This is a genomic window from Polaromonas hydrogenivorans, from assembly GCF_040105105.1.
Lineage (GTDB): Bacteria > Pseudomonadota > Gammaproteobacteria > Burkholderiales > Burkholderiaceae_C > Polaromonas > Polaromonas hydrogenivorans.
Window position 1 is genome coordinate 3,416,505 of the sequence record NZ_CP157675.1, and the last position, 25,442, is coordinate 3,441,946.

The 25,442-nt window shown below is 62.4% G+C and carries 31 protein-coding genes; 8 read left to right on the forward strand and 23 right to left on the reverse strand.

Annotated elements, in window-relative coordinates; translation table 11 throughout:
* The first annotated feature begins 159 nt into the window (after positions 1-159).
* Entirely contained in the window at positions 160-1,098 is a 939-nt protein-coding gene (rpoH, locus tag ABLV49_RS16435; RefSeq protein ID WP_041376996.1) for an RNA polymerase sigma factor RpoH, read from the forward strand.
* Positions 1,099-1,165: 67 nt separating this feature from the next.
* On the opposite strand, the gene ABLV49_RS16440 is transcribed toward rpoH, so the two are convergent.
* The 5 genes from ABLV49_RS16440 to ABLV49_RS16460 form a co-directional block, all read right to left on the reverse strand.
* Complete coding sequence (locus ABLV49_RS16440; protein ID WP_415838083.1) at positions 1,166-1,735, reverse strand: SCO family protein; 570 nt, start codon at positions 1,733-1,735, stop codon at positions 1,166-1,168.
* Positions 1,736-1,794: 59 nt separating this feature from the next.
* Positions 1,795-2,715: a heme o synthase gene (gene cyoE, locus ABLV49_RS16445; protein WP_349278096.1), complete on the reverse strand. Its 921-nt coding sequence runs from the start codon at positions 2,713-2,715 to the stop codon at positions 1,795-1,797.
* Positions 2,712-3,890 carry a COX15/CtaA family protein gene (locus tag ABLV49_RS16450; RefSeq protein ID WP_349278098.1) on the reverse strand — a complete coding sequence of 393 codons (1,179 nt, stop codon included), beginning with the start codon at positions 3,888-3,890 and terminating at the stop codon, positions 2,712-2,714. Before ABLV49_RS16450 ends, cyoE begins: the two co-directional genes overlap by 4 nt.
* Positions 3,891-4,030: 140 nt before the next feature.
* Positions 4,031-4,747: a hypothetical protein gene (locus ABLV49_RS16455; protein WP_083758017.1), complete on the reverse strand. Its 717-nt coding sequence runs from the start codon at positions 4,745-4,747 to the stop codon at positions 4,031-4,033.
* 14 nt (positions 4,748-4,761) lie between these two features.
* Positions 4,762-5,508, reverse strand: coding sequence for an SURF1 family protein (locus ABLV49_RS16460; protein ID WP_349278101.1), 747 nt, complete (start codon positions 5,506-5,508; stop codon positions 4,762-4,764).
* Between the two features lie 18 nt (positions 5,509-5,526).
* On the opposite strand from ABLV49_RS16460, the gene ABLV49_RS16465 reads away from it, so the two are divergent.
* On the forward strand, positions 5,527-5,748 hold the full coding sequence (locus ABLV49_RS16465; protein WP_011800294.1) for a twin transmembrane helix small protein: 222 nt from the start codon (positions 5,527-5,529) through the stop codon (positions 5,746-5,748).
* An 86-nt stretch (positions 5,749-5,834) separates the two neighbouring features.
* Here ABLV49_RS16465 and ABLV49_RS16470 read toward each other — a convergent pair whose 3' ends face one another.
* From ABLV49_RS16470 to ABLV49_RS16505, 8 genes are all read right to left on the reverse strand, one after another.
* Positions 5,835-6,716 carry a cytochrome c oxidase subunit 3 gene (locus ABLV49_RS16470; protein WP_349278103.1) on the reverse strand — a complete coding sequence of 294 codons (882 nt, stop codon included), beginning with the start codon at positions 6,714-6,716 and terminating at the stop codon, positions 5,835-5,837.
* 60 nt (positions 6,717-6,776) lie between these two features.
* Complete coding sequence (locus ABLV49_RS16475; RefSeq protein WP_041376517.1) at positions 6,777-6,983, reverse strand: DUF2970 domain-containing protein; 207 nt, start codon at positions 6,981-6,983, stop codon at positions 6,777-6,779.
* Positions 6,984-6,985: 2 nt separating this feature from the next.
* A complete protein-coding gene (locus tag ABLV49_RS16480; RefSeq protein ID WP_349281758.1) occupies positions 6,986-7,567 on the reverse strand; it encodes a cytochrome c oxidase assembly protein in 582 nt (193 codons plus the stop codon).
* A gap of 30 nt (positions 7,568-7,597) precedes the next feature.
* Positions 7,598-7,708: a cytochrome oxidase small assembly protein gene (locus ABLV49_RS16485; RefSeq protein WP_232290752.1), complete on the reverse strand. Its 111-nt coding sequence runs from the start codon at positions 7,706-7,708 to the stop codon at positions 7,598-7,600.
* A 17-nt stretch (positions 7,709-7,725) separates the two neighbouring features.
* On the reverse strand, positions 7,726-9,360 hold the full coding sequence (gene ctaD, locus ABLV49_RS16490) for a cytochrome c oxidase subunit I (RefSeq protein WP_011800290.1): 1,635 nt from the start codon (positions 9,358-9,360) through the stop codon (positions 7,726-7,728).
* 93 nt (positions 9,361-9,453) lie between these two features.
* Positions 9,454-10,641, reverse strand: coding sequence for a cytochrome c oxidase subunit II (gene coxB, locus ABLV49_RS16495; protein WP_349278106.1), 1,188 nt, complete (start codon positions 10,639-10,641; stop codon positions 9,454-9,456).
* Positions 10,642-10,773: 132 nt separating this feature from the next.
* A complete protein-coding gene (locus ABLV49_RS16500) occupies positions 10,774-11,268 on the reverse strand; it encodes a DUF2244 domain-containing protein (protein WP_349278107.1) in 495 nt (164 codons plus the stop codon).
* A 166-nt stretch (positions 11,269-11,434) separates the two neighbouring features.
* Entirely contained in the window at positions 11,435-12,337 is a 903-nt protein-coding gene (locus ABLV49_RS16505; protein ID WP_349278109.1) for a methyltransferase domain-containing protein, read from the reverse strand.
* 43 nt (positions 12,338-12,380) lie between these two features.
* Between ABLV49_RS16505 and ABLV49_RS16510 the strand changes: the two genes are divergently transcribed.
* Positions 12,381-13,148 (forward strand): ComF family protein, encoded by a 768-nt coding sequence (locus tag ABLV49_RS16510; RefSeq protein ID WP_349278111.1) that lies wholly within the window; start codon positions 12,381-12,383, stop codon positions 13,146-13,148.
* A 69-nt stretch (positions 13,149-13,217) separates the two neighbouring features.
* Positions 13,218-13,697: a tRNA (cytidine(34)-2'-O)-methyltransferase gene (locus ABLV49_RS16515; protein WP_349278113.1), complete on the forward strand. Its 480-nt coding sequence runs from the start codon at positions 13,218-13,220 to the stop codon at positions 13,695-13,697.
* A 21-nt stretch (positions 13,698-13,718) separates the two neighbouring features.
* Here the strand turns inward: ABLV49_RS16515 and ABLV49_RS16520 are convergent, their stop codons facing one another.
* Positions 13,719-14,174: a MaoC family dehydratase gene (locus ABLV49_RS16520; protein WP_349278115.1), complete on the reverse strand. Its 456-nt coding sequence runs from the start codon at positions 14,172-14,174 to the stop codon at positions 13,719-13,721.
* Between the two features lie 145 nt (positions 14,175-14,319).
* Between ABLV49_RS16520 and kefC the strand changes: the two genes are divergently transcribed.
* The gene (gene kefC, locus ABLV49_RS16525) at positions 14,320-16,143 is read left to right on the forward strand and encodes a glutathione-regulated potassium-efflux system protein KefC (protein WP_349278117.1); all 1,824 of its coding nucleotides are present in this window, start codon (positions 14,320-14,322) and stop codon (positions 16,141-16,143) included.
* 80 nt (positions 16,144-16,223) lie between these two features.
* Here the strand turns inward: kefC and ABLV49_RS16530 are convergent, their stop codons facing one another.
* From ABLV49_RS16530 to ABLV49_RS16540, 3 genes are all read right to left on the reverse strand, one after another.
* Positions 16,224-16,700 carry a type II toxin-antitoxin system VapC family toxin gene (locus ABLV49_RS16530; RefSeq protein WP_349278118.1) on the reverse strand — a complete coding sequence of 159 codons (477 nt, stop codon included), beginning with the start codon at positions 16,698-16,700 and terminating at the stop codon, positions 16,224-16,226.
* Entirely contained in the window at positions 16,697-17,470 is a 774-nt protein-coding gene (locus tag ABLV49_RS16535; protein WP_349278120.1) for a hypothetical protein, read from the reverse strand. Before ABLV49_RS16535 ends, ABLV49_RS16530 begins: the two co-directional genes overlap by 4 nt.
* Before the next feature lie 126 nt (positions 17,471-17,596).
* Positions 17,597-18,352, reverse strand: coding sequence for a sulfite exporter TauE/SafE family protein (locus ABLV49_RS16540; protein WP_349278122.1), 756 nt, complete (start codon positions 18,350-18,352; stop codon positions 17,597-17,599).
* A gap of 110 nt (positions 18,353-18,462) precedes the next feature.
* Here ABLV49_RS16540 and ABLV49_RS16545 point away from each other — a divergent pair, with 110 nt between their 5' ends.
* Entirely contained in the window at positions 18,463-19,104 is a 642-nt protein-coding gene (locus ABLV49_RS16545) for a trimeric intracellular cation channel family protein (protein WP_349278124.1), read from the forward strand.
* Between the two features lie 4 nt (positions 19,105-19,108).
* Here ABLV49_RS16545 and ABLV49_RS16550 read toward each other — a convergent pair whose 3' ends face one another.
* The 5 genes from ABLV49_RS16550 to ABLV49_RS16570 are packed head-to-tail and all read right to left on the reverse strand — an operon-like array spanning position 19,109 to position 23,545.
* On the reverse strand, positions 19,109-20,128 hold the full coding sequence (locus ABLV49_RS16550) for a tripartite tricarboxylate transporter substrate binding protein (RefSeq protein WP_349278126.1): 1,020 nt from the start codon (positions 20,126-20,128) through the stop codon (positions 19,109-19,111).
* Between the two features lie 45 nt (positions 20,129-20,173).
* Positions 20,174-20,908, reverse strand: coding sequence for an SDR family NAD(P)-dependent oxidoreductase (locus tag ABLV49_RS16555; protein ID WP_349278128.1), 735 nt, complete (start codon positions 20,906-20,908; stop codon positions 20,174-20,176).
* Between the two features lie 5 nt (positions 20,909-20,913).
* On the reverse strand, positions 20,914-22,122 hold the full coding sequence (gene pcaF, locus ABLV49_RS16560) for a 3-oxoadipyl-CoA thiolase (RefSeq protein ID WP_349278129.1): 1,209 nt from the start codon (positions 22,120-22,122) through the stop codon (positions 20,914-20,916).
* 49 nt (positions 22,123-22,171) lie between these two features.
* Positions 22,172-22,816, reverse strand: a complete 645-nt coding sequence (locus tag ABLV49_RS16565; protein WP_349278131.1) for a 3-oxoacid CoA-transferase subunit B — start codon at positions 22,814-22,816, stop codon at positions 22,172-22,174.
* A gap of 18 nt (positions 22,817-22,834) precedes the next feature.
* Positions 22,835-23,545, reverse strand: a complete 711-nt coding sequence (locus ABLV49_RS16570) for a 3-oxoacid CoA-transferase subunit A (protein WP_349278133.1) — start codon at positions 23,543-23,545, stop codon at positions 22,835-22,837.
* 145 nt (positions 23,546-23,690) lie between these two features.
* On the opposite strand from ABLV49_RS16570, the gene ABLV49_RS16575 reads away from it, so the two are divergent.
* Complete coding sequence (locus ABLV49_RS16575) at positions 23,691-24,527, forward strand: IclR family transcriptional regulator (RefSeq protein ID WP_349278135.1); 837 nt, start codon at positions 23,691-23,693, stop codon at positions 24,525-24,527.
* Between the two features lie 49 nt (positions 24,528-24,576).
* On the opposite strand, the gene ABLV49_RS16580 is transcribed toward ABLV49_RS16575, so the two are convergent.
* Entirely contained in the window at positions 24,577-24,798 is a 222-nt protein-coding gene (locus ABLV49_RS16580; protein ID WP_349278137.1) for a hypothetical protein, read from the reverse strand.
* Between the two features lie 201 nt (positions 24,799-24,999).
* Here ABLV49_RS16580 and ABLV49_RS16585 point away from each other — a divergent pair, with 201 nt between their 5' ends.
* Complete coding sequence (locus ABLV49_RS16585; protein ID WP_349278139.1) at positions 25,000-25,434, forward strand: DUF1841 family protein; 435 nt, start codon at positions 25,000-25,002, stop codon at positions 25,432-25,434.
* Positions 25,435-25,442: the final 8 nt, after the last annotated feature.

The window sequence follows — 25,442 nt, forward strand, 5'->3', positions numbered from 1 at the left end:
CGTTCAGGCTTGCTCCTATCTCAGGGTTAACGCTAATTAGCCTTTAGCTATTCCACCCATTGAACCTATTGCCTGGCACTCTCTCTGATGGAGTGCTAATATTTAGCATTAGAGAAAAGGAGTCTTGCGATGTCTTATGCCCTTTCCCCCAAGTCGATGATGTCCGTCGCGGTTGCGCCTGCTGCGTCAAACACCGCCGTGGCTGCCATCAACCCTTGGGCCATGGTGCCTCCGCTGGGCAATCTGGACGCTTATATTTCGGCCGTCAACCGTCTGCCCATGCTCACCCTCGAGCAGGAGCAGGAGTTTTCCAAAAAGCTCAAAGAGAACAATGACCTGGACTCGGCCGGCAAGCTGGTGCTGTCTCACCTGCGGCTGGTGGTGTCGATTTCGCGCAAGTACCTGGGCTACGGCCTGCCCCACGGCGACCTGATCCAGGAAGGCAACATCGGCCTGATGAAAGCCGTCAAGCGCTTTGATCCTGACCAGAACGTGCGCCTGGTGAGCTATGCCATGCACTGGATCAAGGCCGAAATTCACGAATACATCCTCAAAAACTGGCGCATGGTCAAGGTCGCCACGACCAAGGCCCAGCGCAAGCTGTTTTTCAATCTGCGCTCGATGAAGCAGGGCTACAAGGACGACGCCGACGTGGCGACGCACCGCGACACCCTGACCGAAAGCCAGATCGACTCGATGGCCAGGACGCTGAACGTCAAGCGCGAGGAAGTCATCGAGATGGAGCAGCGCATGTCCGGCGGCGACGTGCTGCTGGACCCCAGCCCGAACGACGATGGCGATGATGCCTTTGGTCCGATTGCCTACCTGGCCGATGCCGCGCAGGAGCCGACAGCCCTGATGGAATCGCGCGAGCGTGATGACCTCATGACCGATGGCCTGAGTACCGCCCTGCAGGAACTCGACCCGCGCGCACGCCGCATTGTTGAAGAGCGCTGGCTCAATGTGAACGATGACGGTTCAGGCGGCATGACGCTGCATGACCTGGCGGCCGAATACAAGGTCAGCGCCGAGCGCATTCGCCAGATTGAAGTGGCGGCGATGAAGAAAATGAAAAAGGTTCTGGCGACCTACGCCTGACCCTGCCGCCGGTGGATACCGGACTTGCCCGCCCCAAAGCCTGCACTGAAAAGTGGCAGGCTTTTTTTCAGCTTGACTTGAGCAGCAGGCGAATGTCGGAAGCCAGCACTTCGGCGCCCGAACCGTAGCGGCTGTAGAGCCGGACGCGGCCTTGCGGGTCAAAGATGTAGCTGCCTGCCGAGTGGTCCATGGTGTAGCTGCCCTGGGTCTTGCCATCGACTTTTTTGTAATAAATCTTGAAATCCCTGGCGACTTGCGCAAGTTGCTCCGGCGTGGGCCGCAGCGCCAGGAAGGTCGGGTCGAAGTTGGCCATGTAGGCCTTGAGCATCTCGGGCGTGTCGCGCTCTGGGTCCACGGTGATGAAGATGGCCTGCAGCTTGTCGCCATCGGCACCAAGCTGCTTTTTGATTTCGGCCAGCTCGGCCATGGAGGTCGGGCAGACATCGGGACATTGGGTAAAGCCGAAAAACACGACCACGACCTTGCCGGCAAAGTCCTTGAGCGTGCGCAACTGCCCGTTGTGGTCAGCCAGGGAAAAGCCCTGCGCATAGTCGGCGCCGGTCAGGTCAATGCTCTTGAACTGGGGCTTGTCGGGCGCGCAGCCCGTCAGGACTCCGGCAGACATCGACAGCGCCATCAAGGCCGCCAGGGTTTTGACAGCGCGCCGGCGGCCGGGTTGCATTGGCAAATTGTTTTTCATAACAGATAGTGGTCCAGCAGCAGCGCTGCAAACAAGGCCGACAGGTGAATCAGCGAAAAGCGGAAAGTCTTGCGTGCCAGCGCATCGGAGTAATTGCGCCACAGGCACCAGGCATGGCCGCTGAAGCCGATGCTGAGCAGCACCGCCGCCACCAGGTACAGCCAGCCGCTCATCTTGAAGATGAAGGGCATCAGACAAGCGGGAAACAGCACCAAGGTGTACAAAAACACCTGCAGCCGCGTGAATTCGTTGCCGTGGGTGACGGGCAGCATCGGCAGGCCGGCCTTGCGGTAGTCCTCGACGCGGTAGAGCGCCAGCGCCCAGAAGTGCGGCGGCGTCCACAGGAAAATGATCAGGAACAGAATCAGCGCTTCAGGCCCGACCGAGCCGGTCATGGCGGCCCAGCCCAGCACCGGCGGCATTGCACCCGAGGCGCCGCCGATGACGATGTTTTGCGGCGTCAGCGGCTTGAGGATCACGGTGTACACCACCGCATAGCCGACAAAAGTCGCAAAGGTTAGCCACATGGTCAGCGGATTGACCCATACATACAAAATCCACGAGCCCAAAGCGCACAGGCCGGCGGAAAAAGCCAGCGTCAGGGGGTTGCTGAGCTGCCCCCGGGCCGTCGGTCGCCAGGCGGTGCGCCGCATCTTGGCGTCAATTTGCTGCTCGACCAGGCAGTTGAAGGCCGCAGCCGCGCCGGCCACCAGCCAGATGCCTGCACAGGCGACGAGGGCGAGCCGGACATCAAGCCAGGTCGGCACGCCCGGCACGGCCAGCACCATGCCGATCAGCGCGCAAAACACGATGAGCTGCACGACGCGTGGTTTGGTCAGCGCGTAAAACTGGCTGAAGCGTGACGGAGCGCGGACGCTGGATGGAGTAGCAGCGGCAGACGAAGGACTGGGATTCATGCGGACAATCTCGAAGCGTTCATTGGGGACACACGGGCCAGCACAGGCATTTTGCGGCTTGAAAAAACGATGCCTGTGAGCACGACGACCAGCGCGGCAGCACCGCCGGTATGGCCAACGGCCGCCAGCAGCGGCCAGCCCAGCACCACATTGCCCAGGCCGGTAGCGACCTGCAGCAGGGTCAAGCCGGCCAGCCAGCGCGCCTGCTGGCGAAGGGCGGGCACGCTGTACAGGCTGAACGACAGCAGCATCAGCACGATAAATACCGCATAGGCGGCCAGGCGATGCACATAGTGGATGGCTGTCAGCGCCTGAAAGCTGATGTAGCCGCCATCATGGCCCGCGCCCAGTTCGCGCCACAGCGTGAAAGCCTGGCTGAAATCCATCGCTGGCCAGAATGATCCCTGGCAGCCGGGGAAGTCGGTGCATGCCAGGACCGCGTAATTGGTGCTGACCCAGCCACCCAGCGCGATCTGCACCCCCAGCAGGACACATGCGGCCAGCAGAAAACGGCGCGTGGCGGTGCTCAGGACTGTCGGCCTGCTTTGTTCCTGCGCCTGCGCATAACGCACCGCCTGCGCGCGCAGCAAGGCCAGCAGGACCAGCCCACCGAGCAGATGCAGCGTCACGATGGCCGGAAACAGCTTCATCGTCACGGTCAGCGCGCCAAATGCGCCCTGCAGGCACACCCAGAGTAGCGTGGCCGTGGGCCACCAAGGTGACAGGACATGGCCCCCACGCTTGTCGCTGCGCTGCTGTTCGCGGCGGGCCATCCAGGTCACCAGCGTCAGCGTCAGGATCAGCACGCCCACGCCGGTCGCCAGGTAGCGGTGAATCATTTCAATCCAGGCCTTGGAATGCGTGACCGGGCCGCTGGGCATGGCGCTTTGGGCGGCCTCGATATGCAGCTGCGCGCCAACCGGGCTGGCGCTGCCATAGCAGCCGGGCCAGTCGGGGCAACCCAGGCCGGAATCGGTCAGCCGGGTGAAGGCGCCGAAGATCACCAGGTCAAAGGTCAGAAACAGGGTCACCAGCGTCAGCACCCGCAGCCGCCGGGCCACGGGAGCGTTCTTGTTGCGCGCCCAGATCCAGGCCAGCGGCCCGAGCGCCACCACCAGGCCCATGATCATCAGGCGCAGGGCCGGGCTCAGGTCGTAGAGGTTTTGCGCAACCATGTCTAAATAGAGCCAGCCAGGGCCATGCGTAATGGGGCACTATGCCAGCCAGGGCTACGGAACCGGCTTTGCCGGGCCGCACGCGCAACGGCCCCCTCGGGGGGCAGCGAAGCACACGAAGTGGGGAGCGTGGGGACCACCTATCTGCCTTCCTTGTCCCAGCTGCTGGAAGCACGCAGCAAACGCTCCAGGTCGCGCTTGGCTTTGGCGGCCGCATCCGCATCCATGTCGGCCGGAAACCGCATCATCAGGTTGCCCAGCGGATCGACCAGGTAAATATGGTCCTGCAGCCGCTTGCCCGGCGCCGGTTCCAGCCACTGCGCCACGTCGCCCGCAGCGACGCGCAGCACGGTGGCAAAAGCCAGTGCGGGCAGCAAGGCTTCACGCACCGGCGCTTCATCGTTGACCAGCCAGACGCGGTCCATGCGCTCTTTTTCGCGGCCCATGGATTCGCGCAGCTGACGCTGGAAATACAGGTTCTGTTCACAGCGGACGTCACAGGCGCCGCCGGCCACGCTCAGCAGCAGCCACTGGTTTTTCAGCGCCGTCAGCTGGCCGGCCTTGCCATCAAGCGTTTGGGTGGCGATGGCAGGCAGGGGACGCTGCGGATCAACCAGCTCGCCAAAGTTGCGACGCCCCTCGGGCCTGATCACGTAGTAAGCGAAGTAGGAAGCGATGACCGGGCTGGCGCATACCAGCAGAACCAGCATCATTTTCCAGCGACCCGAACGGGTATCAGCCGAACGCACCCCAGACGAGTCGATGGCAGGCAGGGCATGGACCGTCAGCCCCAGCGGCTGGTCCCGGGCGGCGGTGCCGGGACGAATTGAAGAGGATTCGGAAGAGTCGTTTGTCACAGTACTTGGGGCGGTTAGTCGCGGCGCTGGGCACGCAAGGAAGCACGAAAAGGAAGAATCACTTGAAACCAGACATACAGCAGGACGACCAGACCGCACAAGCCAAACCATTGAAAGGCGTAACCATGGTGTTTGTCCACCCCCAGATTGGGAGCAGCCCATTCGCGCAGCAAGCCTTCGCTGGGCGCGCCGGTTTGCAGCAGCGAAACTTCTTCCAGCAGAGGCAGACCTGTCTCCAGCCGAAAAGCGGCCAGATCGAGATTTTGCCGGATTGGACCTGTGTCCACACCCTTGAACTCGTAAAGCTTGGAAGGCGGCGGGGCAATCCGGCCCTCGACCGTGACCCGTCCGGCCGGTGTGGCTACTTCAGGCAATTGGGTACGGTCGGCAAAATTGCGCGGAATCCAGCCACGCTGCACCAGAATCACCTGGCCGGTACCCTGCAGCGCCAGCGGCGTCAGCACCCAGAATCCGGTGCGTCCGTTCATCGGGCGGTTGTCGAGGTAAACCGTGTGCGCTGCTTGCCAGACGCCTTGAAGCACGGCTCGCCTGTAAATTTCATTTGCTATGTTTTTAGTAGCTACCAATGCACGTTCATCAAGCGCAGAAAGGCTATTCTTTGCCTCAATCGCGGCCTGGACGGCTTCTTTCTGCGCGGCACGGCGAAGTTGCCACTGGCCCAGCGAAAAGGTAGCTCCCGCCACCAGCATGGCAGCCAGCGTGAGCAGCCAGAAACGGCGTGAATTCAGGGCGAAAGTCATGGACAGATAATCAGCTTCATGACTTATCTTGTTGCACTGGCATTCATTGCCATTCTTGCCAGCCTGGGAGCGGCGCTGTTCTTCATGATGAAGGACGGCACCGACGGCAAACAAAAAACCAGCAACATGGCGCGCGCGCTGGCGTTTCGCGTCGGTTTTTCGGTGTTGCTGTTTGTCTGCATTTTGATTGCGTGGAAGATGGGCTACATACAACCGACGGGAATTCCGGTTGGCAAATAATCGAAGAAGTAAATAAAAAAGACCGCGTCAAGCGGCCTTTTGTTGAACAGTCTGCAGGCCGGGCGGCGAGCCCTGGCCCACCCACCTTATAGCCAGTAAACCGTGATGTAAAGACCCAGCCACACCACGTCCACAAAGTGCCAGTACCAGGCCGCGCCTTCAAAGCCAAAATGCTTGTCGGCGGTGAAATGGCCTTTTTGCAGGCGCAGCGTGATGACCAGCAGCATCAGCATGCCGATCAGCACATGAAAGCCGTGAAAACCCGTCAGCATGTAAAACGTCGAGCCATACACACCCGAGGTCAGCTTCAGGTTGAGTTCGGAATAGGCATGGAAGTATTCATAGCCTTGCACCGTCAAAAACGTGATGCCCAGCAGCACCGTCATCCACATGAAGGCAATGGTGCGGCCCCGGTGGTTTTCGCGCAGGGCATGGTGGGCAATCGTCAGGGTCACGCCCGAGCTGAGCAGCAGGGCCGTGTTGATGGTCGGCAGCCAGAACGGCGTCATGGTCGTGAACGGCTCGATGATGTCGGCCGGCGACCCGGTCACCCCGGCAGCCAGGCTGGGCCAGACCGCCTTGAAATCAGGCCAGAGTAAGGCATTGTCCAGACTCCCGAGCGCTGGCAGCGAATGCGAGCGCGCCCACCACAGGGCGGTGAAAAACGCGCCGAAAAACATGACTTCTGAAAAAATGAACCAGCTCATGCTCCAGCGGTAGGACAGGTCAACCCTGTGGCCATACAGGCCGCCTTCGCTTTCGGCAATCGAGTCACGGAACCACTGGAACAGCGTGCCGAGCCAGAACAGCATGCCAAAGGCCAGCGACCAGGCGCCCCAGCCGGCGCCATTGACCCACTGGCTGGCGCCCAGAATCACAAAAAACAAGCCGATAGCGGCCATGACCGGGTGCCGCGAAGGGCCGGGCACAAAATAATAAGGGGTTGCCCCGTGGATTGCTGCTGACATCGCTCGACTCCTGTTTTTCTCTCGAATTTTTTTACTGATCTTTGAATGAAACCGTGGTGACTAGCGCGCAACCGCCCAGTTCACCAGCAGCACCAAAACTGCCACAAATACAAAAACACCTACCAGCCCGACAACAATGATGTGCAGCGGACTCAAGTTCTTGACATCTTCTTCATAGTCGCCCCGGGACCGCAAACCGACGAACGACCAGGCGATGGCCTTGACGGTTCGCCAGAGGGAAGGTTTGCGGGGCGGCGTTGCGGCCATCCTCACGCACCTGCCGCTCTGGAGGTGTCCGGCGCGGCCGGCGTCTTGCCACCCACTTCAAAAAAAGTGTAGGACAGCGTGATCGTCTTCACATCCCTGGACAGCTTCGGATCAATCACGAAGGCGACCGGCCACTGCTTTTTCTCGCCTGGGGCGAGCGTGTACTGGCTGAAGCAGAAACACTCCAGCTTGTTGAAGTGCGGCCCGGCCTGCGCTGGCGCATAACTGGGGATGGCCTGGGCCGACATGGTGCGGTTCTGGACATTCTGGAATTCGTACATCACCGTCGTCAATTCGCCTGGATGCACTTGAACAGAACTTTGCGCAGGCTTGAAATGCCAGGGGCCGCGCGAATTGGCATCAAACTCCACCGTGATGGTGCGGCTGCGGTCAACCTGCGTGTTGGCCGGCAGCGTGGCCGTGGCGCCAGGAATCTGCCGGTCGCCCAGGGCCAGCACATTGATGCCCGTCATCTCGCAGATCGCCTTGTAAATCGGCACCAGCGCGTAGCCAAAGCAGAACATGCCAAGCACGATGACGCCCAGCTTGCCGAGCATCTTGAAGTTTTCGCGCTTGAGCATCAGGATTCTGTGAGGTGTGAAGATTCGTCGGGCTCAATGGCCCAGAAAAATCATCTTGGCCATGAAACCGAAAAAGAAAACTGCGGCCACCGACGCCAGGATCAGGGCCAGGCGCAGGTTGTTTTTTTTCTGATCGGGTTTCATGGCGGCCGGCATCGGGCTCAAGCGATCACGCGGGTTGCCGTGGCATCGAGCTTGGGCGGTGTTTCAAAGGTATGGAACGGCGCTGGCGATGGCACTTCCCATTCGAGGCCCTCGGCGCCCTTGCCGCCCTCGTCCAGCCAGGGGTTCTGCTTGGCAGGCACGCCCTTGCCGCGCATGGCCGGCAGCACGACGAAGAAGAAGAAATACACCTGTGCAAAACCGAAGAAGAAGGCGCCCACGCTGGCAATCGCGTTGAAGTCGGCAAACTGCATCGGGTAATCGGCATAGCGGCGCGGCATGCCGGCCAGGCCCAGGAAGTGCATCGGGAAAAATGTCACGTTGAAGGAAATCAGCGACCACCAGAAGTGGATCTGGCCACGCCGTTCGCTGTACATCACGCCGGTCCACTTGGGGCTCCAGTAGTAATAACCGGCAAACATGGCATAGAGGGAACCGGCCACCAGCACGTAGTGGAAGTGGGCCACCACGTAGTAGGTGTCCTGCAGCTGGATGTCAATCGGCGCGACCGCCAGAATCACGCCGGTCAGGCCGCCAATGGTGAACACGAAGATGAAACCGACGGCGAACAGCATCGGCGTTTCAAACGTCATCGAGCCCTTCCACATCGTGGCGATCCAGTTGAACACCTTCACGCCGGTCGGCACGGCGATCAGCATCGTCGAGTACATGAAGAACAGCTGGCCGGTGACCGGCATGCCGGTGGTGAACATGTGGTGCGCCCAGACCACGAAGCTCAGAATCGCAATCGAGCCGGTGGCATACACCATCGAGGCATAGCCGAACAGGCGCTTGCGCGAGAAGGCCGGAATGATCTGGCTGATGATGCCGAAGGCCGGCAAAATCATGATGTACACCTCGGGGTGGCCGAAGAACCAGAAGATGTGCTGGAACATCACCGGGTCGCCGCCGCCGCCGGGGTTGAAGAACGTCGTGCCGAAGTGGCGGTCGGTCAGCGTCATGGTGATGGCGCCGGCGAGCACCGGCATCACAGCGATCAGCAGGTAGGCCGTGATCAGCCAGGTCCAGCAGAACATCGGCATTTTCATCAGCGTCATGCCCGGCGCGCGCATGTTCAAAATCGTGACGATGATGTTGATCGAACCCATGATCGACGAAGCGCCCAGGATGTGCATGGCAAAAATACCGGCGTCCATCGCGGGGCCCATCTGCAGCGACAGCGGGGCATACATCGTCCAGCCACCAGCCATGGCGCCGCCCGGCAGCAGGAAGGAAGTGCTCAGCATCAGCGCGGCCGGAATCATCAGCCAGAAGCTGAAGTTGTTCATGCGCGCAAACGCCATGTCCGAGGCGCCAATCTGCAGCGGGATCATCCAGTTCGCAAACCCGACAAACGCCGGCATGATGGCGCCGAACACCATGATCAGGCCGTGCATGGTGGTGAGCTGGTTGAACAGCTCGGGATTGACGAGCTGCAAGCCCGGCTGGAAGAGTTCGGCCCGGATCAGCAGCGCCAGGACGCCGCCGAACATCAGCATCGTGAAGCTGAACAGCAGGTAAAGCGTGCCAATGTCTTTATGGTTGGTGGCAAACACCCAGCGACGCCAGCCCGTCGGGGCATGGTGATCGTGGGCATCATGCGCGTGATCGGGATGGTCTAGAACTGCACTCATCTTGGCTTCCTTTGGTGGCTTGGGCCTGTAGCTTTTATCTTCGGGGCTGCCGACGGGTCGGGTCGGCGGCTGGGTAGTTTGCGGTGTCGGAGCTTACTTGCGTGCAGCCAAAATCTCGGCAGGCTGAACGATCTGGCCGGTCTGGTTGGACCAGTTGTTCTTGGTGTAGCTGATGACCGCTGCCAGATCGGTGTCGCTCAAGGCTTTCCACGACGGCATGGCTCCTGCGGCGGCACCATTGAGGACGGTATGGATTTGCTTGCCATGATCTTTGTCCAGCACGATGGCCGAGCCGTCCAGCGGCTTGATCGGACCGGCGCCCTTGCCGTTGGCCTGATGGCAGGCGGCGCAGTTGGCGGCATAGACTTTTTCGCCACGGGCCTTGAGGTCCACCAGCGTCCAGACTTTCGCCGGATCATCGGCCTTGGCGGCGGCTTCCTTGGCCTTGACGGCAACCCATGCGCTGTAATCCTGGGCGGAAACCACCTTCACATGGATGGGCATGTAGGCGTGTTCCTTGCCGCAGAGTTCCTGGCACTGGCCGTAGAAGTCGCCGACTTTTTCAGCCTTGAACCAGGTGTCGCGCACAAAACCGGGAATCGCATCCTGCTTGATGCCGAAAGCCGGCACGGCAAAAGCATGGATCACGTCGTTGGCCGTGGTGATGATGCGGATTTTCTTGTTGACCGGAACCACCAGCGGGTTGTCCACCTTGAGCAGGTAATTGTCAGGCGCTGTTTCACCGGCCTTGGGGCCGCCATTGTTGGACATCAGGCGCTGGTCGTTGTCGAGGGTCGAGACAAAACCGATGCCTTCGCCCTCGCCCTTGATGTAGTCGTAGCCCCATTTCCACTGGATGCCGGTGGCCTTGATCGTCAGGTCGGCGCCGGTCGTGTCTTTCTGGGCGACCAGCACCTTGGTGGCAGGCAGCGCCATGCCGATCACGATGACAAAAGGAACAATCGTCCAGGCGATTTCCACGACGGTGGATTCATGAAAGTTGGCCGCCTTGTGGCCGAGCGACTTGCGGTGCTTCAGGATGGAATAAAACATCACGCCGAAGACGGCCACGAAGATCAAGACGCAGATGATCATCATGAACCAGTGCAGCCAGTGCTGCTCTTCGGCAATGCGGGTGGCTGCCGGATGCAGGTTGAGCTGATTGACCGCCGGCCCGCCAGCCAGATCATTGACAGCGTAAGCGGCCGTGCTTAGCCAGGCCGCCGCAAAGACCCCGATGGTGCCTGCATGCTGTAAGCCAAGCCGTGTCAATTTGCTCATGGTGTTGCTCAGGTTCATCGTGATCACTTTTTTTCTGCTTCAATTACCGATTGAATTCACCAATGATTATAAAGTTTGCCGCAGGTCAAAACTCCAGAATCCAAAACCAGGTAAAGACAAGCCGCTTTTGAGTCAGCATGTCCGCAACGCAAACCGGATTTCGCGAGCCAGCAGCGGCCGCAGTTCGGGCCGCACATGACGGCCTACCCGCACCGACCGGCCCTGGCCCGAGACCTCGATCAGCGAGCCGTCGCCATCCTTGGGTTCGATGCGGACCCATTCCCGATTGAACGCTGCCCGCTGCGTGCGGCCTGCGGTTTCCAGTTCGATCACCAGTTGCCCGCCATGCAGCACGATTTTTTCCGCGTCTCCGGCATGACGGGAATACACGACAAACGCCGCGCCCACTGCCAGCAGGACAAAAGTCATGACCGCGGAAGCATTCTGCGACCACAACAATGCGGCAATTCCCAGGCAGGCCAGGCACAAGGACACATAAAACCATCCAAGCTGCGCTGGCGAAAGCCAACTGTGGCGCTTGAGCCGCCAGAGCACGACCGCACCCAGGGGATTGGCATCGGGTGCCGACAAGGTGGCAAATTGAAATGCCGTGGATGACTGCAACATGTGACGACCCTCAGGAAAACGGCATGCGGCGTAACAAGAAAAAAGCAGGTTTCTCGCCAAATCACCATGGATTTAAACAGAAACCAGCAAATTCCTCTCTAGGGAAACTGCCAACATTTCAAAAAAACGATGATTCAAAATGTTTCCATCCCCATGGGCAGACACCTCAACCCGCAGGGCCGGCACTGCCCTGCAGCATGCGGCGCATGTCTTCGACCGACACGGCACTGAGCGGGCTCACCTTGAATTTTGGCTTGGCCTTCAGGGCATGCCCATAAATGACTTCAAACGTCAGCGACAGCCGGCCGTCGCTGCCGGTCAGCTGCGCCGCCAGTTCCTGCTCCAGCCGCGCTTTCCAGGCCCGGCCCCGCAAGCCGGGAAAGCGCGCCGGATGAAAGTTGCGGCCCAGCTCGGCCAGTTCCTGCAACAGGCGGGCCGGCGTTTCATACGTCAGCGTGATGCGCTCCATGTCCATCACCGGTTCGGCAAAACCGGTCTGCACCAGCATGTCGCCCCAGTCATGCATGTCGGTCAGCTCATGGCCTGCCGGCGGCCAGCCCAGGCGGGCATACAGCGCACGCAATTCCCTGGCGGTATCCGGCCCCAGGCATGAAAACATCAAAAATCCATCGACCTTCAGGGCCTGATGCCACTGGGCCAGCAGGGCTTGCGGGTCGGCGGATTCGTGCAGCGCCATGTTGGCCCAAAGCATATCGACGCTGGCCGGCGGCGGCATCTCGAAACGCACGGGCGCGGCCCGCCACTGGCTGGGGTTCCACCAGGGCTTTGCTATTATTTTGGAAGCTGCCTGTGCCCGTCCTTCCTGCGTTTCGGCAACAAAACATGCTGAATCGGGATAGGTTTTAGCCAGTTGGGCATGTGCTTGCATACCACCGCGCAAGGCGCCCCAGTCCGCCCAGGCCTGCGGCTTGAGCTTGATCCACTGCAGCCGGTCCTGCATGCGGCTGGCCACTTCTTCATGCAGCCAGGGTGAAGCCAGGGGCGCAATGCGCTGCCAGCGGCTGACGGCGTTCGGATCGAGCGTGGGCGGACGCGAGGTGGTGGTCATGAAAGGTAATGGTTGCACAAGGTCAGGCGAGTATATTGACACGGTGTTTTCCCGCCTGCTGACGCTTCCCCCACTCCTGTCCCGGCTGCCCGGTTTGGCCAGCCAGTGCGCCGTTTGCCATAGCTGGCCCGCAGAGCAGGTCTGCCAGCCGTGCCTGGCGCGGTTCAGGCCATGGGAGCCGCGCTGCTTCAGTTGCGCCCTGCCCTTGCCGGCTGATTTGTCCATGGGCCTGCGCGGCACCGGCCCCCGGCATTGCGCCGAGTGCATGCGCCAGCGCCCGCCGCTGGACAGCACACTGGCCGCCGTGCCTTATGCCTACCCGTGGTCGGCCCTGATCACCCGCTACAAGTTTGGCGAGCAGCACGGCTGGGCCGGTTTTTTTGCCAGCCTGCTGCTCAAAACGCCGGGCGTGGCGCAGGCACTGGACGAACTGGACGCGCAGGACTGGCTCATTCCCCTGCCGCTGTCGGCCGAGCGGCTGCAGACGCGCGGCTTCAACCAGGCGTGGGAACTGGCCAGCGCCCTGGCCCGCCAATCCCGAACCCGTGGGCAAGCTGATGCCCGGCTGCTGCTGCGCCTGAAGCACACGCGCCCGCAAAGCCAGCTCAGGCGCGAAGCCCGGCTGGCCAACGTCCGGGGCGCTTTCCAGGTCGATCCGCTGCGCGCTCCCGCGCTGGACGGCCGGCGCGTGGTGCTGGTCGATGACGTGATGACCAGCGGCGCATCGCTGTTCGCGGCGGCGCAGGCCTTGCAGGGTGCGGGCGCGGCGCACATCACCGCCGTGGTGCTGGCGCGCACGGCGCCCGCCTAGAATCGCCGCTTCATTCCTTGCTGCACGCCGACAAAGCGCGGCGCGGCTTCTTCCCAACATCTGCCAAACATGTTCAATATCGTCCTGGTCGAGCCCGAGATTCCGCCCAACACCGGCAATGTGATTCGCCTGGCGGCCAACACCGGCTGCCGCCTGCACCTGGTCGAGCCGCTCGGTTTTTCGATGGACGACAAGCACATGCGGCGCGCAGGACTCGACTACCACGAGTACGCCCAGGTGCTGCGCCATGCCAGCTGGCCGGCGTTTCTGGCCAGCCAGCAGCCGCCGGCCGACCGGCTGTTCGCCCTGACGACGCAGGGCGCGGGAAGCATGTACGAAGCGCGCTTTTTGCCCGGCGACTGGCTGGTGTTCGGCTCGGAAACCAAGGGTCTGGCGCCCGAAGTGCGGGAATCGTTTGCCTTGACCCAGCGCCTGAAGGTGCCGATGCTGCCCGGTCAGCGCAGCCTGAACCTGTCCAACACCGTGGCCGTCACTGTGTTCGAGGCGTGGCGGCAGAACGCTTTTGGCGGTGCGGCGCTGGCGGGTTGAAGCGAAACCGGCGAACGGGCGCTACGGGTAATGCCGCACCAGCGATTCGGCCACGCACACCGGCTTGGCCGAGCCTTCGCGCTCTACCGTGACTTCCCACGTCATCTGCATGCCGCCGTTGTCGATGGGCGTGGCGTCCAGCAGCTTCATGCGGCCGCGAAGCCGGCTTCCGACCGGCACGGGCGCCATGAAACGCACCTTGTTCAGGCCGTAATTCACACCCATCCGGGAGCCGGTGATCTCGAACGAGGCGTCAAAAAACACCGGCAGCAGCGACAGCGTCAGGAAGCCGTGCGCAATCGTTGCGCCAAACGGCCCGCTGGCGGCTTTTTCAGGATCGACATGAATCCACTGGTGGTCGCCGGTGGCGTCGGCAAACAGCTTGACCCGCGCCTGGGTGATGGTGATCCAGTCGCTGACGGCGACTTCCTGGCCAGCGCAGGCGGCCAGTTCGGACAGGGTTTGAAAGGTTTTCATGGCCCGACTTTAGCGGCCGGCTGGCAAAAACAGCGACCCGCCTGTCGAATCGGTGACATGGGTTAGCGCCGGCGAAGCGCAACAGCCAGCGCCACGCTGCTTTTCCGCTATGGTTCACCCACGCAACGACGCTCTGGATACCTTCATGACCCACGCCCCCGCCTGGCTGATCAACAGCTTCATCTATCTGGCCGCCGCCGTGGTCGCCGTGCCGCTGGCCAAAAAGCTCGGCCTGGGCTCGATCATCGGCTACCTGGCCGCCGGCATCGCCATCGGGCCGTGGGGGCTGGGCCTGGTCACCAACGTGCAGGACATCCTTCACTTTGCCGAGTTCGGCGTGGTGCTGATGCTGTTCCTGATCGGCCTGGAACTCGAACCCAGGCGCCTGTGGAGCCTGCGCCGGCCGATCTTCGGCTGGGGCAGCGCCCAGCTGCTGAGCTGTGCTGGATTGCTGACCGGCATGGCGATGGCGTTTGGTATCCACTGGACGACCGCGCTGGTGGCCGGACTCGGCCTGGCGCTGTCATCGACGGCGATTGCGCTGCAATCGATCAACGAGCGCAACCTGATGCGCACCTCCAGCGGCCAGGCCGGTTTTTCGATTTTGCTGTTCCAGGACGTGGCGGCCATCCCGATTCTGGCGCTGCTCCCGCTGCTGGGCGCCATTGGAGGAGAAAATGAGGCGGTTGCGCAGACCAGCCGTGCACTTGAAGCTATAAAAATAGTAGCAGCGATTGCCAGCATCATCCTCGGCGGCCGGCTGCTGCTGCGGCCGGTGCTGCGCTGGATCGCCAACAGCGGCACGCCCGAAATCTTCACCGCCGCGTCGCTGCTGCTGGTGGTCGGCATTGCCGCCTTGATGCAGCTGGTCGGGCTGTCGATGGCGCTGGGCGCTTTCCTGGCCGGTGTGCTGCTGGCTGAAAGCGAATACCGGCGCGAACTGGAAACCGACATCGAGCCGTTCAAGGCGCTGCTGCTGGGCCTGTTCTTCATCGCCGTGGGTATGAGCATCGACTTTGGCGTGCTGTGGAAATTTCCGGGACAGATGCTGGCCATCCTGGCAGGCTTTCTGGGCCTCAAGCTGCTGGCGATTTACGGCCTGGCCTATGCCATGAAGCTGCCCTACCAGGAGCGGCCGGTGTTTGCGCTGCTGCTGGCGCAGGGCGGCGAATTTGCCTTCGTGGTGTTCCAGGCGGCCGCCGGCGCCAGCGTGTTCTCGCCGGAAACCGCATCGCTACTGATCGGCGCGGTGGCGCTGTCCATGCTCATCAGCCCGCTGCTGCTGGTGGCCATCGACAAGCTGGTCTTGCCGCGCTATGCCAACGGCAAGAAATCGACGCTGGAAGAAATCTCGGAGCCGCAGGAAGCGCCAGTCATCATTGCCGGCTTCGGCCGCTATGGCCAGATCGTCGGACGCATGCTGCTGGCGCAAGGCATTTCGGCCACCGTGCTCGACCACGACGCAGATCTGATTGAAACCGTGCGCGCCTTTGGCTACCGCGTGTTCTACGGCGACGCCACGCGGCTCGATTTGCTGCGCACGGCGGGCGCGGCGCAGGCGAAGATTCTGGTGCTGTCGGTCGATGACGTGGAGCAGTCGCTGAAAATCGTCGATGTGGTGCGCGAGAACTTTCCGCAACTGCAGATCGTCGCCAGAGCCCGCGATGTGACGCACTGGAACGCGCTGCGCGACCGGGGCGTGATGCGCGTCGAGCGCGAACTGTTCGAGTCCAGCCTGCGCAGCGCCCGCACTGTGCTGGAACTGCTGGGCCAGTCGCAAGAGCTAGCGCAGCAAGCCGCCGGGCGCTTTCGCCAGCACAACCTGGAGCTGTTCGAGCGCATGTACCCGCACCGCAACGACCGCGAAAAAGTGATTGCCGTGGCCCGGCAGGGACGGCTGCAGTTAGAGGCGCAGATGAAGCAGGAGCGCGAGCAGCTGGCGCAGCAAGCCAAGGGTTCGCAGGACTGACATAGTGATGAAATAAGGCTTTTGCGCAATATAGGCGGGCGCAAGCAGCTACTTCTTTAGTAGCAACAAGAAGTTGCGACTCAGGGCAGCAGACGTGCCTGACCGTTCTCGAACCACGCGGCATCGAAGCCGTCTCGCAACAGCACCGTCCTTGTCGTGGCCAAACCCGTCACGCAAGCGCGATCAAGGTACTTGGCAAGAGTGCTGGCATCTTCGCTGATCAAATGGCTGATGAGTTCACACTCACACTGCGCCAAAAGTTTGAAGTCATCCTTGACCCGCACCCGGTCGTCTTCCGGGTCACGCGCCATCTTTCGAATGATCACGCCGCACAGCATGGCGTGATCCACATTGAATGGCAGCACCACGAAGTTACGCAAAGGCAAGTCGTTGATGGCCTGCTTGACCTGGAACTCCGAAATCACAATCGTGGACAGATACATAGGCACCTGCCGCTGCACACATTCCCGGTAATACTGGACGGCTGCCGCATGGTTGGCACGCGTGGGGTCGCTAAAGGTGATCAGGAAGCTGGTGTCCAGCAGCACGCTGTTCAATGCGTGCCTCCGCGCAGTTCATCGACCCAGGCTGTGGCGTCGGGCACATCCTTCCAGGCCGTGGCGCCCCGGCGCATCAGGCGCGCCAATTCGTCCTCATCCACCTTGGGCGCGTATTCCACGAACTCGACCAGCCGGGCGTTGCGCAAATCACGCGTCACCACGTTGTAGTCGGCCTTGATACGCAGCATGGCCACCTTGTAGAGACGATTCACCGTGTCATCTTTCAGGACATTGCGCTCGGTTGTCACCTTCAGGGTGCGCCCGTCAGGCAGCTTCACATGGGCATTGGCCTTGGTCGCGCCGCCAAGGTCCTGAATTTCGCCGCGAATGTAGCGCTCCACCTGCACCCACTGGTCGGCATCGTCGGAGTGATAGTCTGACTCCGAATCGATCAGGATCGGCCGCTCTAGGAAAGATGCCGTGATGCGATAGGCAAGCTGGCGCGTCTGGCGGGCTGCGCGTTGCCAGCGCTCCATCACTTCACGGCGTTTGGCATCCACGCCGTCCAGCAACTCAGTGACCAGCAAAGCGCTTAAATCGCCGAACAAACGGGGGGCAGCCGAAAGCGGCATGGATTCAATCGCCAACGAACCCTTGCGAATGGCAACTTCCAGCGTTTTGGTATCGACCTCTTTTCCATCGCCCCTGAAAAATGCAGCGACGTCGGTGGAAAAATCGGCCAGATCGGACAAGCGCACCCGATCGGGACTGGTTTCAAAACCGGCCGAGTGGTCAATCAATGCGATGGTGATACGCTGTGCTTGCATGGTTCAAACCATTTTAGGCTTCATGGCACTGGCGTGTGCAGACGATGCAATAAATCAGTATCTGCATAAGAAAAATCCGCATTTCGCACGACTGATATGCACAAGCAGCTATCATTTCAATAGCACTCAGGCCACCCCGTCCCACAGCAGCTTGACGCCCGTCAAAAACATGCCGCCATAAAGAAAGCGGTAAAACCACAGCGGGCTGATGGTTCTGGCCAGGCGCACGCCGATCCACACGCCCACCGGCGCCAGCGGCAGCAACACCAGCGAAGTCGCCATGTTGCGCAGGTCAAGCAGGCCGAGCCAGGCGTAGGGAATCCACTTGGACAGGTTGATCACGAAAAAGAAAAACGCCATGGTGGCGGTGTATTTGACCGGACTGAGCCGCAACGGAATGACGTAGGCGCTGATCGGCGGGCCGCCCGCGTGGGCGACGAAGCTGGTGAAACCCGAGGTCACGGTCAGCAGCGCGCCCAGCCATTTGGGCGGCGGCGGGCTGTCGGGCCGGGGAGCAAACAGCAGGCGCTGCGCCAAAAACAGCAGCGTGAAGCCGCCGACGATGGCCGCGACCGTGCGGGCATCGAGCACCCGGAACAAGAGCGCGCCCGCCACCGTTCCCAGCAGGCCAAAGGGCACGAGGAACTTCAAAAACTGGAAGTCGAAATCCTTGCGGAATGCAGCGATGCCGAGCAGGTCCATGAGGAGGAGCAGCGGCATCAAAATCGCCGCTGCCTGCGGCACCGTGACGGCCAGCGCAATCATCGGCACGGCCAGCGAGCCAAAGCCGGCGCCGAAACCGCTTTTGCTGATGCCCAGCAGCAGCACGGCAGGAATGGCCACGGCGTAAAAGAAGGGGTCGGTGATCAGCGGAAAGTCCACGGCGGCAAGTCTTTCTGGCCCCCGTCGCGTAGCCAGGCTGGAGGGGACACAACAAAGTGCGCCATGTTACCCGCCGGGCCGCAGCCGCAGGCAGCGATGACAATAGCCGCATGCTTGCTGACATTCAATCCTGGGGAGAAACGCTGCGCCTGCTGGTCGAGCTGGCCGGCACGGCCGCCTTTGCCTTGTCGGGCCTGCTCGAAGCGGCGCGCAAACGGCTGGACGCCGTCGGGGTTTGCGTGGTGGCCTGTGTGACGGCCTTCGGCGGCGGCACGCTGCGCGACCTGCTGCTGGACCGGCGGCCGTTTTTCTGGGTCCAGCATGTCGAGCTGCTCTGGGGCGTGATGGCGCTATGCGTGCTGGTGATGCTGTTCATGCGCCAGCGGCATTTCGAAGTGACCGAGAAAGCGATCCAGTGGCCCGATGCGCTGGGGCTGGGCCTGTTCACCGCCACCGGCGTTCACCTGGCGCTCAATGAGCAGATGCCGATACTGGTCGCCGTGCTGATGGGCGTGACGACCGGCGTGTTCGGCGGCGTGCTGCGCGATGTGGTCTGCAATGAAGTGCCCACGGCCTTTCGTGACCACCGGCCGTATGCGGTCTGCGCATTTGCCGGCGGCTGGATTTACGCCGGGCTTGGGCTGCTTGACGCGCCGGGCTGGGTGGCGCTGGTGGCCTGCGTCGCCGTGACCGCAGGCCTGCGTCTCATGGCGCTGTGGCGCAACTGGGAACTGCCTGCCTGGCGGGTTTGACCCATCAATCCAGGCTCGCGCCGGACTCCTTCACGACCTTGCTCCATTTCGCCGATTCCTTCTGGATGAAGGCGGCAAACTGCGCCGGCGTTTCGCTGTACACCTCGGCGCCCTGCTCATTGATCTGTTTTTTGACTTCGGGCTTGGCCAGCACCTTGGCGATGGCGGTGTTGAGCCGGGTGACCACGGCGGGCGGCGTGGCTGCCGGCGCGAACAGGCCGAACCACGAGGTCGCCTCGTAGCCGGGCACGCCGGCTTCGGCGATGGTCGGCACGTCAGGCAGTTCGGGCGAACGCTTGGGCGTGGTCACGGCAATGGCGCGCAGCTTGCCCGAACGCACATGCTGGATGGCCGACGGCATGTTGTCGAACATGATGGCGACCTGGTTGCCCAGCAGGTCGGTCATGGCCGGGGCGCTGCCCTTGTAGGGAACGTGCTGCATGTCGACTTTCGCCATCGACTTGAACAGTTCCCCCGACAGGTGGATGGAGCTGCCGTTGCCCGACGAGCCGAAGTTGAGCTTGCCCGGATTGGCCTTGGCGTAGGCAATCAGTTCCTTGACGGTCTTGAAGGGCTGCGCCGGGTTGGCGACCAGCAGGTTGGGCACATTGGCCACGCGCGTCAGCGGCGCGAAATCCTTGACCGGGTCAAACGGCATTTTCTTGTACAGGCTGGCATTGATGGCATGCGTGCCGACCGTTCCCATGAACAGCGTGTAGCCGTCAGCCGCCGCCCGGGCCGCCGCCTGGCCGCCGATGTTGCCGCCCGCGCCGGCGCGGTTGTCAACAATGACGGTCTGGCCCAGCTCGGCGGTCAGCGCCTGGCCGACGATGCGCGCCAGGATGTCGGTCGTGCCGCCGGCAGCGAAAGGCACGATGATGGTGATGGTCTTGCTCGGGTAGGCAGCCTGTGCCGCCGCGGGCACGGCCGCCAGCAGGCCGCTCCCCAAAAGCGCAGCGCAGGCCAGCGCGCCGAGGCTGAAACGACGGCGTGAAGCGTTGGTGAAAACAGATGAGTGAGACATGATTGAAGTCCTTGACAGGTGGAGGAAAGCCGTGAGGGCAAAAAATCAGATCGGCGCGGTTCCCAGCGTGGTGCCGCCGCAGACGTACAGCACCTGCCCGGTCACAAAGCCGTTGTCGGGCGACAAGAAGAACATGGCGGCGCGCGCCACGTCGCCGGCCGTGCCCATGCGGCCGACCGCAATGCTGTCCAGGATGCGCTGCGTCTGCGGCGCGCCCTCGGGGTTGCTCTTGCGGAACAGTTCGGTGGCAATCGGTCCGGGGCCAATCGCATTGACCGTGATGCCGTCGCGGCCAAGCTCCATCGCCAGCGTGCGCGTCATGCCGATCATCCCGGCCTTGGTGGCCGAATACACGATGCGGTCCACCTTGCCCAAGGCGGCGCGCGAGGACATGTTGACGATGCGGCCCTGGCCGCAGGCGCGCAAGGTCGGCAAAAAGGCCTGCGTCAGCAGCAGGACGGCGCGCAGGTGCAGGCCGACCACGTCGTCCAGCGAGGCCGTCGTGGCGGTGTCGATGGTGCCGGGACGGGTGGCGCCGGCATTGTTGACCAGCGCGGTCACGTTGTGCCGGGCGGCAATCTCGGCGGCGCGCTCGCGGGTGGGCGCTTCCTGCGTCAGGTCGGCCTGGTAGGACACCAGTTGCGGATGGCTCCAGTCGGGCAGAACGTAATCAAGGTTGACCACGCTGTTGCCTTGCGCCAGCAGGGCCTCGGCGATGGCCCGGCCAATGCCTGAACTGGCGCCGGTGACCACGGTGGTTTGATTCAAGGGTGCCGTCATGGCGTTCACACCCGTTCCAGGATCACGGCAATGCCCTGCCCCACGCCGATGCACATGGTGCACAGCGCGTAGCGCCCGCCGGTCTGGTGCAGCCGGTTGACCGCCGTGGTGGCCAGGCGCGCACCGCTGGCGCCCAGCGGGTGGCCCAGCGCAATCGCGCCGCCCCAGGCGTTGACGCGCGGGTCGTCGTCGGGCACGCCGAGCATGCGCAGCACGGCCAGCCCCTGCGCGGCAAACGCCTCGTTGAGTTCGATCACGTCCATCTGGGCGATGGTCAGGCCGGTCAGCGCCAGCACTTTTTGCGTCGCCGGCGCCGGGCCGATGCCCATGACGCGCGGCGCCACGCCAGCCGTCGCCATGCCGACGATGCGGGCTCTAGGCGTCAGGCCGTTCCTGGCGGCGCTGGCTTCATCGGCCAGCAGCAGCGCGCAGGCGCCGTCGTTCACGCCGCTGGCGTTGCCCGCCGTCACGGTGCCGTCCGGGCGCACGATGGGCTTGAGCCTGGCGAGCACTTCCATCGAGGTTTCGCGCGGATGCTCGTCCTTGCTGACGAGGACAGGCTCGCCCTTTTTCTGGGCAATGCTGACCGGCGTGATTTCGGCGTCAAAAAACCCGGCCTGCTGCGCGGCGACGGCCCTGAGCTGGCTGCTGAGAGCCATCTGGTCCTGGTCCTGGCGGCTGATCTGGTAGTCGGTGGCGACGTTCTCGGCGGTTTCGGGCATCGAATCGACGCCGTACTGCGCCTTCATCAGCTTGTTGACAAAACGCCAGCCGATGGTGGTGTCATAGACCGTATTGGCACGGGAAAAAGCGCTCTCGGCCTTCGGCATCACAAACGGCGCGCGGCTCATGCTCTCGACGCCGCCGGCGATCATCAGGCCGGCCTCGCCCGACTTGATGGCGCGCGCTGCCGTGCCTAAAGCATCCAAACCCGAGCCGCACAGGCGGTTGACCGTGCCACCGGGCACTTCCAGCGGCAGCCCGGCCAGCAAGGCGCTCATTCGCGCCACGTTGCGGTTGTCTTCGCCCGCCTGGTTGGCGCAGCCGTAGATCACGTCGGCAACCATCTGCCAGTCCACGTCCGGGTTGCGCGCCATCAGCGCCCGGATGGGAATCGCGCCCAGGTCGTCGGCGCGAACGCTGCTCAGGGCGCCGCCGTAGCGGCCGAAGGGGGTGCGGATGGCATCGCAGATAAAGGCTTGGGTGATGGTCATTGGCTTGTCTCTTTGGGTAAGGTCGATACGGTGAAAAAGGTTGTCCGGCTCAGGCGGCAATCGGCAGGCCGAGCAGCTTTTCGAGTTCGGCATGCTCCAGCCCATCGACCTTGTCGATGAGCTTGAGACCGTCTGGCGTGCATTCCAGCGTCGCCAGTTCGGAGTAGATGCGCTTGACGCAGCCAATGCCGGTGAGCGGATAGCTGCACTGCGCCACCACCTTGCTCTCGCCTTTTTTGGTCAGCAAATCCATCATGACCCAGGTCTGCTTGGCGCCGATGGCCAAATCCATGGCGCCGCCCACGGCCGGAATCGAGCCGGGCTCGCCGGTGCTCCAGTTGGCCAGGTCGCCGGTAGCAGACACCTGAAACGCCCCCAGCACGCAGATGTCAAGGTGGCCGCCGCGCATCATCGCAAAGCTGTCGGCATGGTGAAAGTAAGCGCCGCCCGCAAGCAAGGTGACGGGCTGCTTGCCGGCGTTGATGAGGTCGTAGTCTTCCTCGCCCTCGGCGGGCGCCGGCCCCATGCCGAGAATGCCGTTTTCACTGTGCAGGATGACCTCGCGCCCGGCCGGGATGTGGTTGGCCACCTGTGTCGGCATGCCGATGCCCAGGTTGACGTAGGCGCCGTCGTGGATGTCCTGCGCCACGCGCCTGGCCAGTTCCTGCTTGCTTCGTTTTTGATAGCTACTCATGCTTGCTCCTTGTGCGCATTAAGCCGATTTGGCACTGATTTTGATGCCGCCGGCCTGGGTGGCGACGTGGTCAATCCTGACGATCTTCGAGACATGGATGCCCGGCGTCACGATGGCTTCAGGGTCGAGCGCGCCCAACTCCACGATCTCATGCACCGTCGCGACCGTGTGCCTGGCCGCCGTGGCCATGACCGGCCCGAAATTGCGCGCCGACATGCGGTAGGTCAGGTTGCCCCAGCGGTCGCCGCGCTCGGCCTTGATCAGGGCCACGTCGCCATGAATCGGGTATTCGAGGACGTAATGCCTGCCGTTGATCTCGCGCGTTTCCTTGCCCTGGGCCAGTTCGGTGCCGTAGGCCGTGGGGCAGAAGAAAGCGCCGATGCCGGCACCGGCGGCGCGCAGGCGCTCGGCCAGGTTGCCTTGCGGCACCAGTTCGAGCTCGATGCGGCCGCTGCGGTACAGGGCGTCAAACACCTGGCTGTCGGCCTGCCGGGGGAAGCTGCAGATGATCTTGCGCACGCGCCCGGCCTTGAGCAGGGCCGCCAGCCCGGCTTCGCCATTGCCGGCGTTGTTGTTAACGACGGTCAGGTCCTTGGCGCCCTGCGCGATCAGGCCGTCAATCAGCTCGCCGGGGATGCCGGCGGTGCCGAAGCCGCCAATCAATACGGTCGAGCCGTCTTTCACACCGGCAAGCGCATCGGCCACCGACAGGGCAATCTTGTTAATCATTCATGAGTCTCCAGGGAATAGCGAAGGGGGAATATCTGGCGGGCGGTGACGCCTGGCGCAAGCCGAAGCAGTCAAATTGCGGTTTTTATTTGTTCGCAATTAGAACAAGTGTTCGTATAATGAATTTTAGGAGAATAATTCAATCATGGCAACTGCCCGCACCAAAATCCCCACGGAACCTTCCGGCTCGCCTGCGCCAACACGCACGTCGCCCGCGCCCGGCGACAGCTATGTGCAGTCCTTTGCGCGCGGCCTGGAAGTCATTCGTTCGTTCAGCGCCCGGTCGCCCCGGCAAACGCTCACCGAAGTGGCCGGTCGCACCGGGCTGACGCGGGCGGGTGCGCGGCGGATTTTGCTGACGCTGCAAACGCTGGGCTATGTGGAAAGCGACGGCAAGCTGTTTCGGCTGACGCCGCGCATGCTCGATCTGGGTTTTGCCTACCTGTCGTCGCTGCCGATCTGGAACCTGGCTGAGCCCGTCATGGAAGCGCTCGTCGAGGAAGTGAAAGAGTCATGCTCGGCCGCCGTGCTGGACGGCACCGACATCGTCTATGTGCTGCGCGTGCCGACGCACAAGATCATGAGCATCAGCCTGGGCGTGGGTTCGCGGCTGCCGGCCTATTGCACGTCAATGGGCCGCATGCTGCTGTCGGCCTTGCCGCCAGATGAAATGACGCAGGTGTTGCAAGCGTCAGACCGCACGGCGCGCACCCGCTACACGGTGACCGACGTGAACGAGCTGGCCGCCAAAATTGCACAGGTGCGCAAGCAGGGCTGGTCGCTGGTCAATCAGGAACTTGAGGAGGGATTGATTTCGATGGCGGCGCCGCTTACCGACCGCGCCGGCCAGACGGTCGCGGCGCTCAACATCAGCGGCCAGGCCAATCGCACCAGCGCCAAGGTCATGCAGGAGACGATGCTGCCGCCCTTGCTGGCCGCTGCGCAGGCTATCTCGCAAAGGCTGAGCCTGCAGCGCAACTGACAAGCCGGGGCAGGCCAGGCAATTGGCCGGCTCAAGGAAGAACCGCGATTCAGGATTTGCGCGCGCCCATCACCAGCACGATGGCGCCCAGGACGATGGCGCCCAGGCTCAGCCACTGCGGAATGTTCACCGATTCCTTTTCCGTGACGGTCAATTCGATGGGGCCGATTTTGGCGGCGGTCGTGTCCTTGGTGAAGCTGAATCCGCCGGTAAAAAACCCGGCCAGGCCGGCCACAATCAAGATAATGCCGGCGATACGTGCTGCATTCATGAGAAATCTCCTCGCCGGGCGTGTCTGTCGTTGGATAGCTTGCCCCGGTACTGCACCACCCTGCGGCCAATGTAAGGACTTGTTCCAGGCTTGTCTGTAGGACGCTATCGGCGGTATCTGGCCGAGGGGCTGGCAGCCCGCTGTTCAGCCTGAAAACACCACGCCGCTTGCGCAAACAGGCCGCGTGCTACGCTTTCGGCCATGTTTAATCCCTCACAAGCCGATGTTCGCCGTTTTTTTTGCTCCGTTTATGCCAAAGCGCGCACCAGTCAACCGCTTGAAGCTATAGAAACCATAGCAAGTCAATGGATTGACGAGCACCCTGAATATCATCCGGACTTCATGAACGCAGACGCTGCGCTGGAAAAGATGTACGACGTGGAAGGCGGCCACACCAACCCGTTCCTGCACCTGGCCATGCACCTGTCGATCAGCGAGCAGTGCTCGATTGACCAGCCGCGCGGCATTCGCCAGGCGGTCGAGCTGCTGACGGCCCGGCGGCGTTCGCTGCACGACGCCCACCATGAAACCATGGAATGCTTGGGGTCCATGGTCTGGGAAAGCCAGCGCTCGGGCCGCCCGCCCGATGGCGCGGCCTATATCGAGTGCGTGCAGCGCCACGCGACCAGGGATTGAGGTCCGCG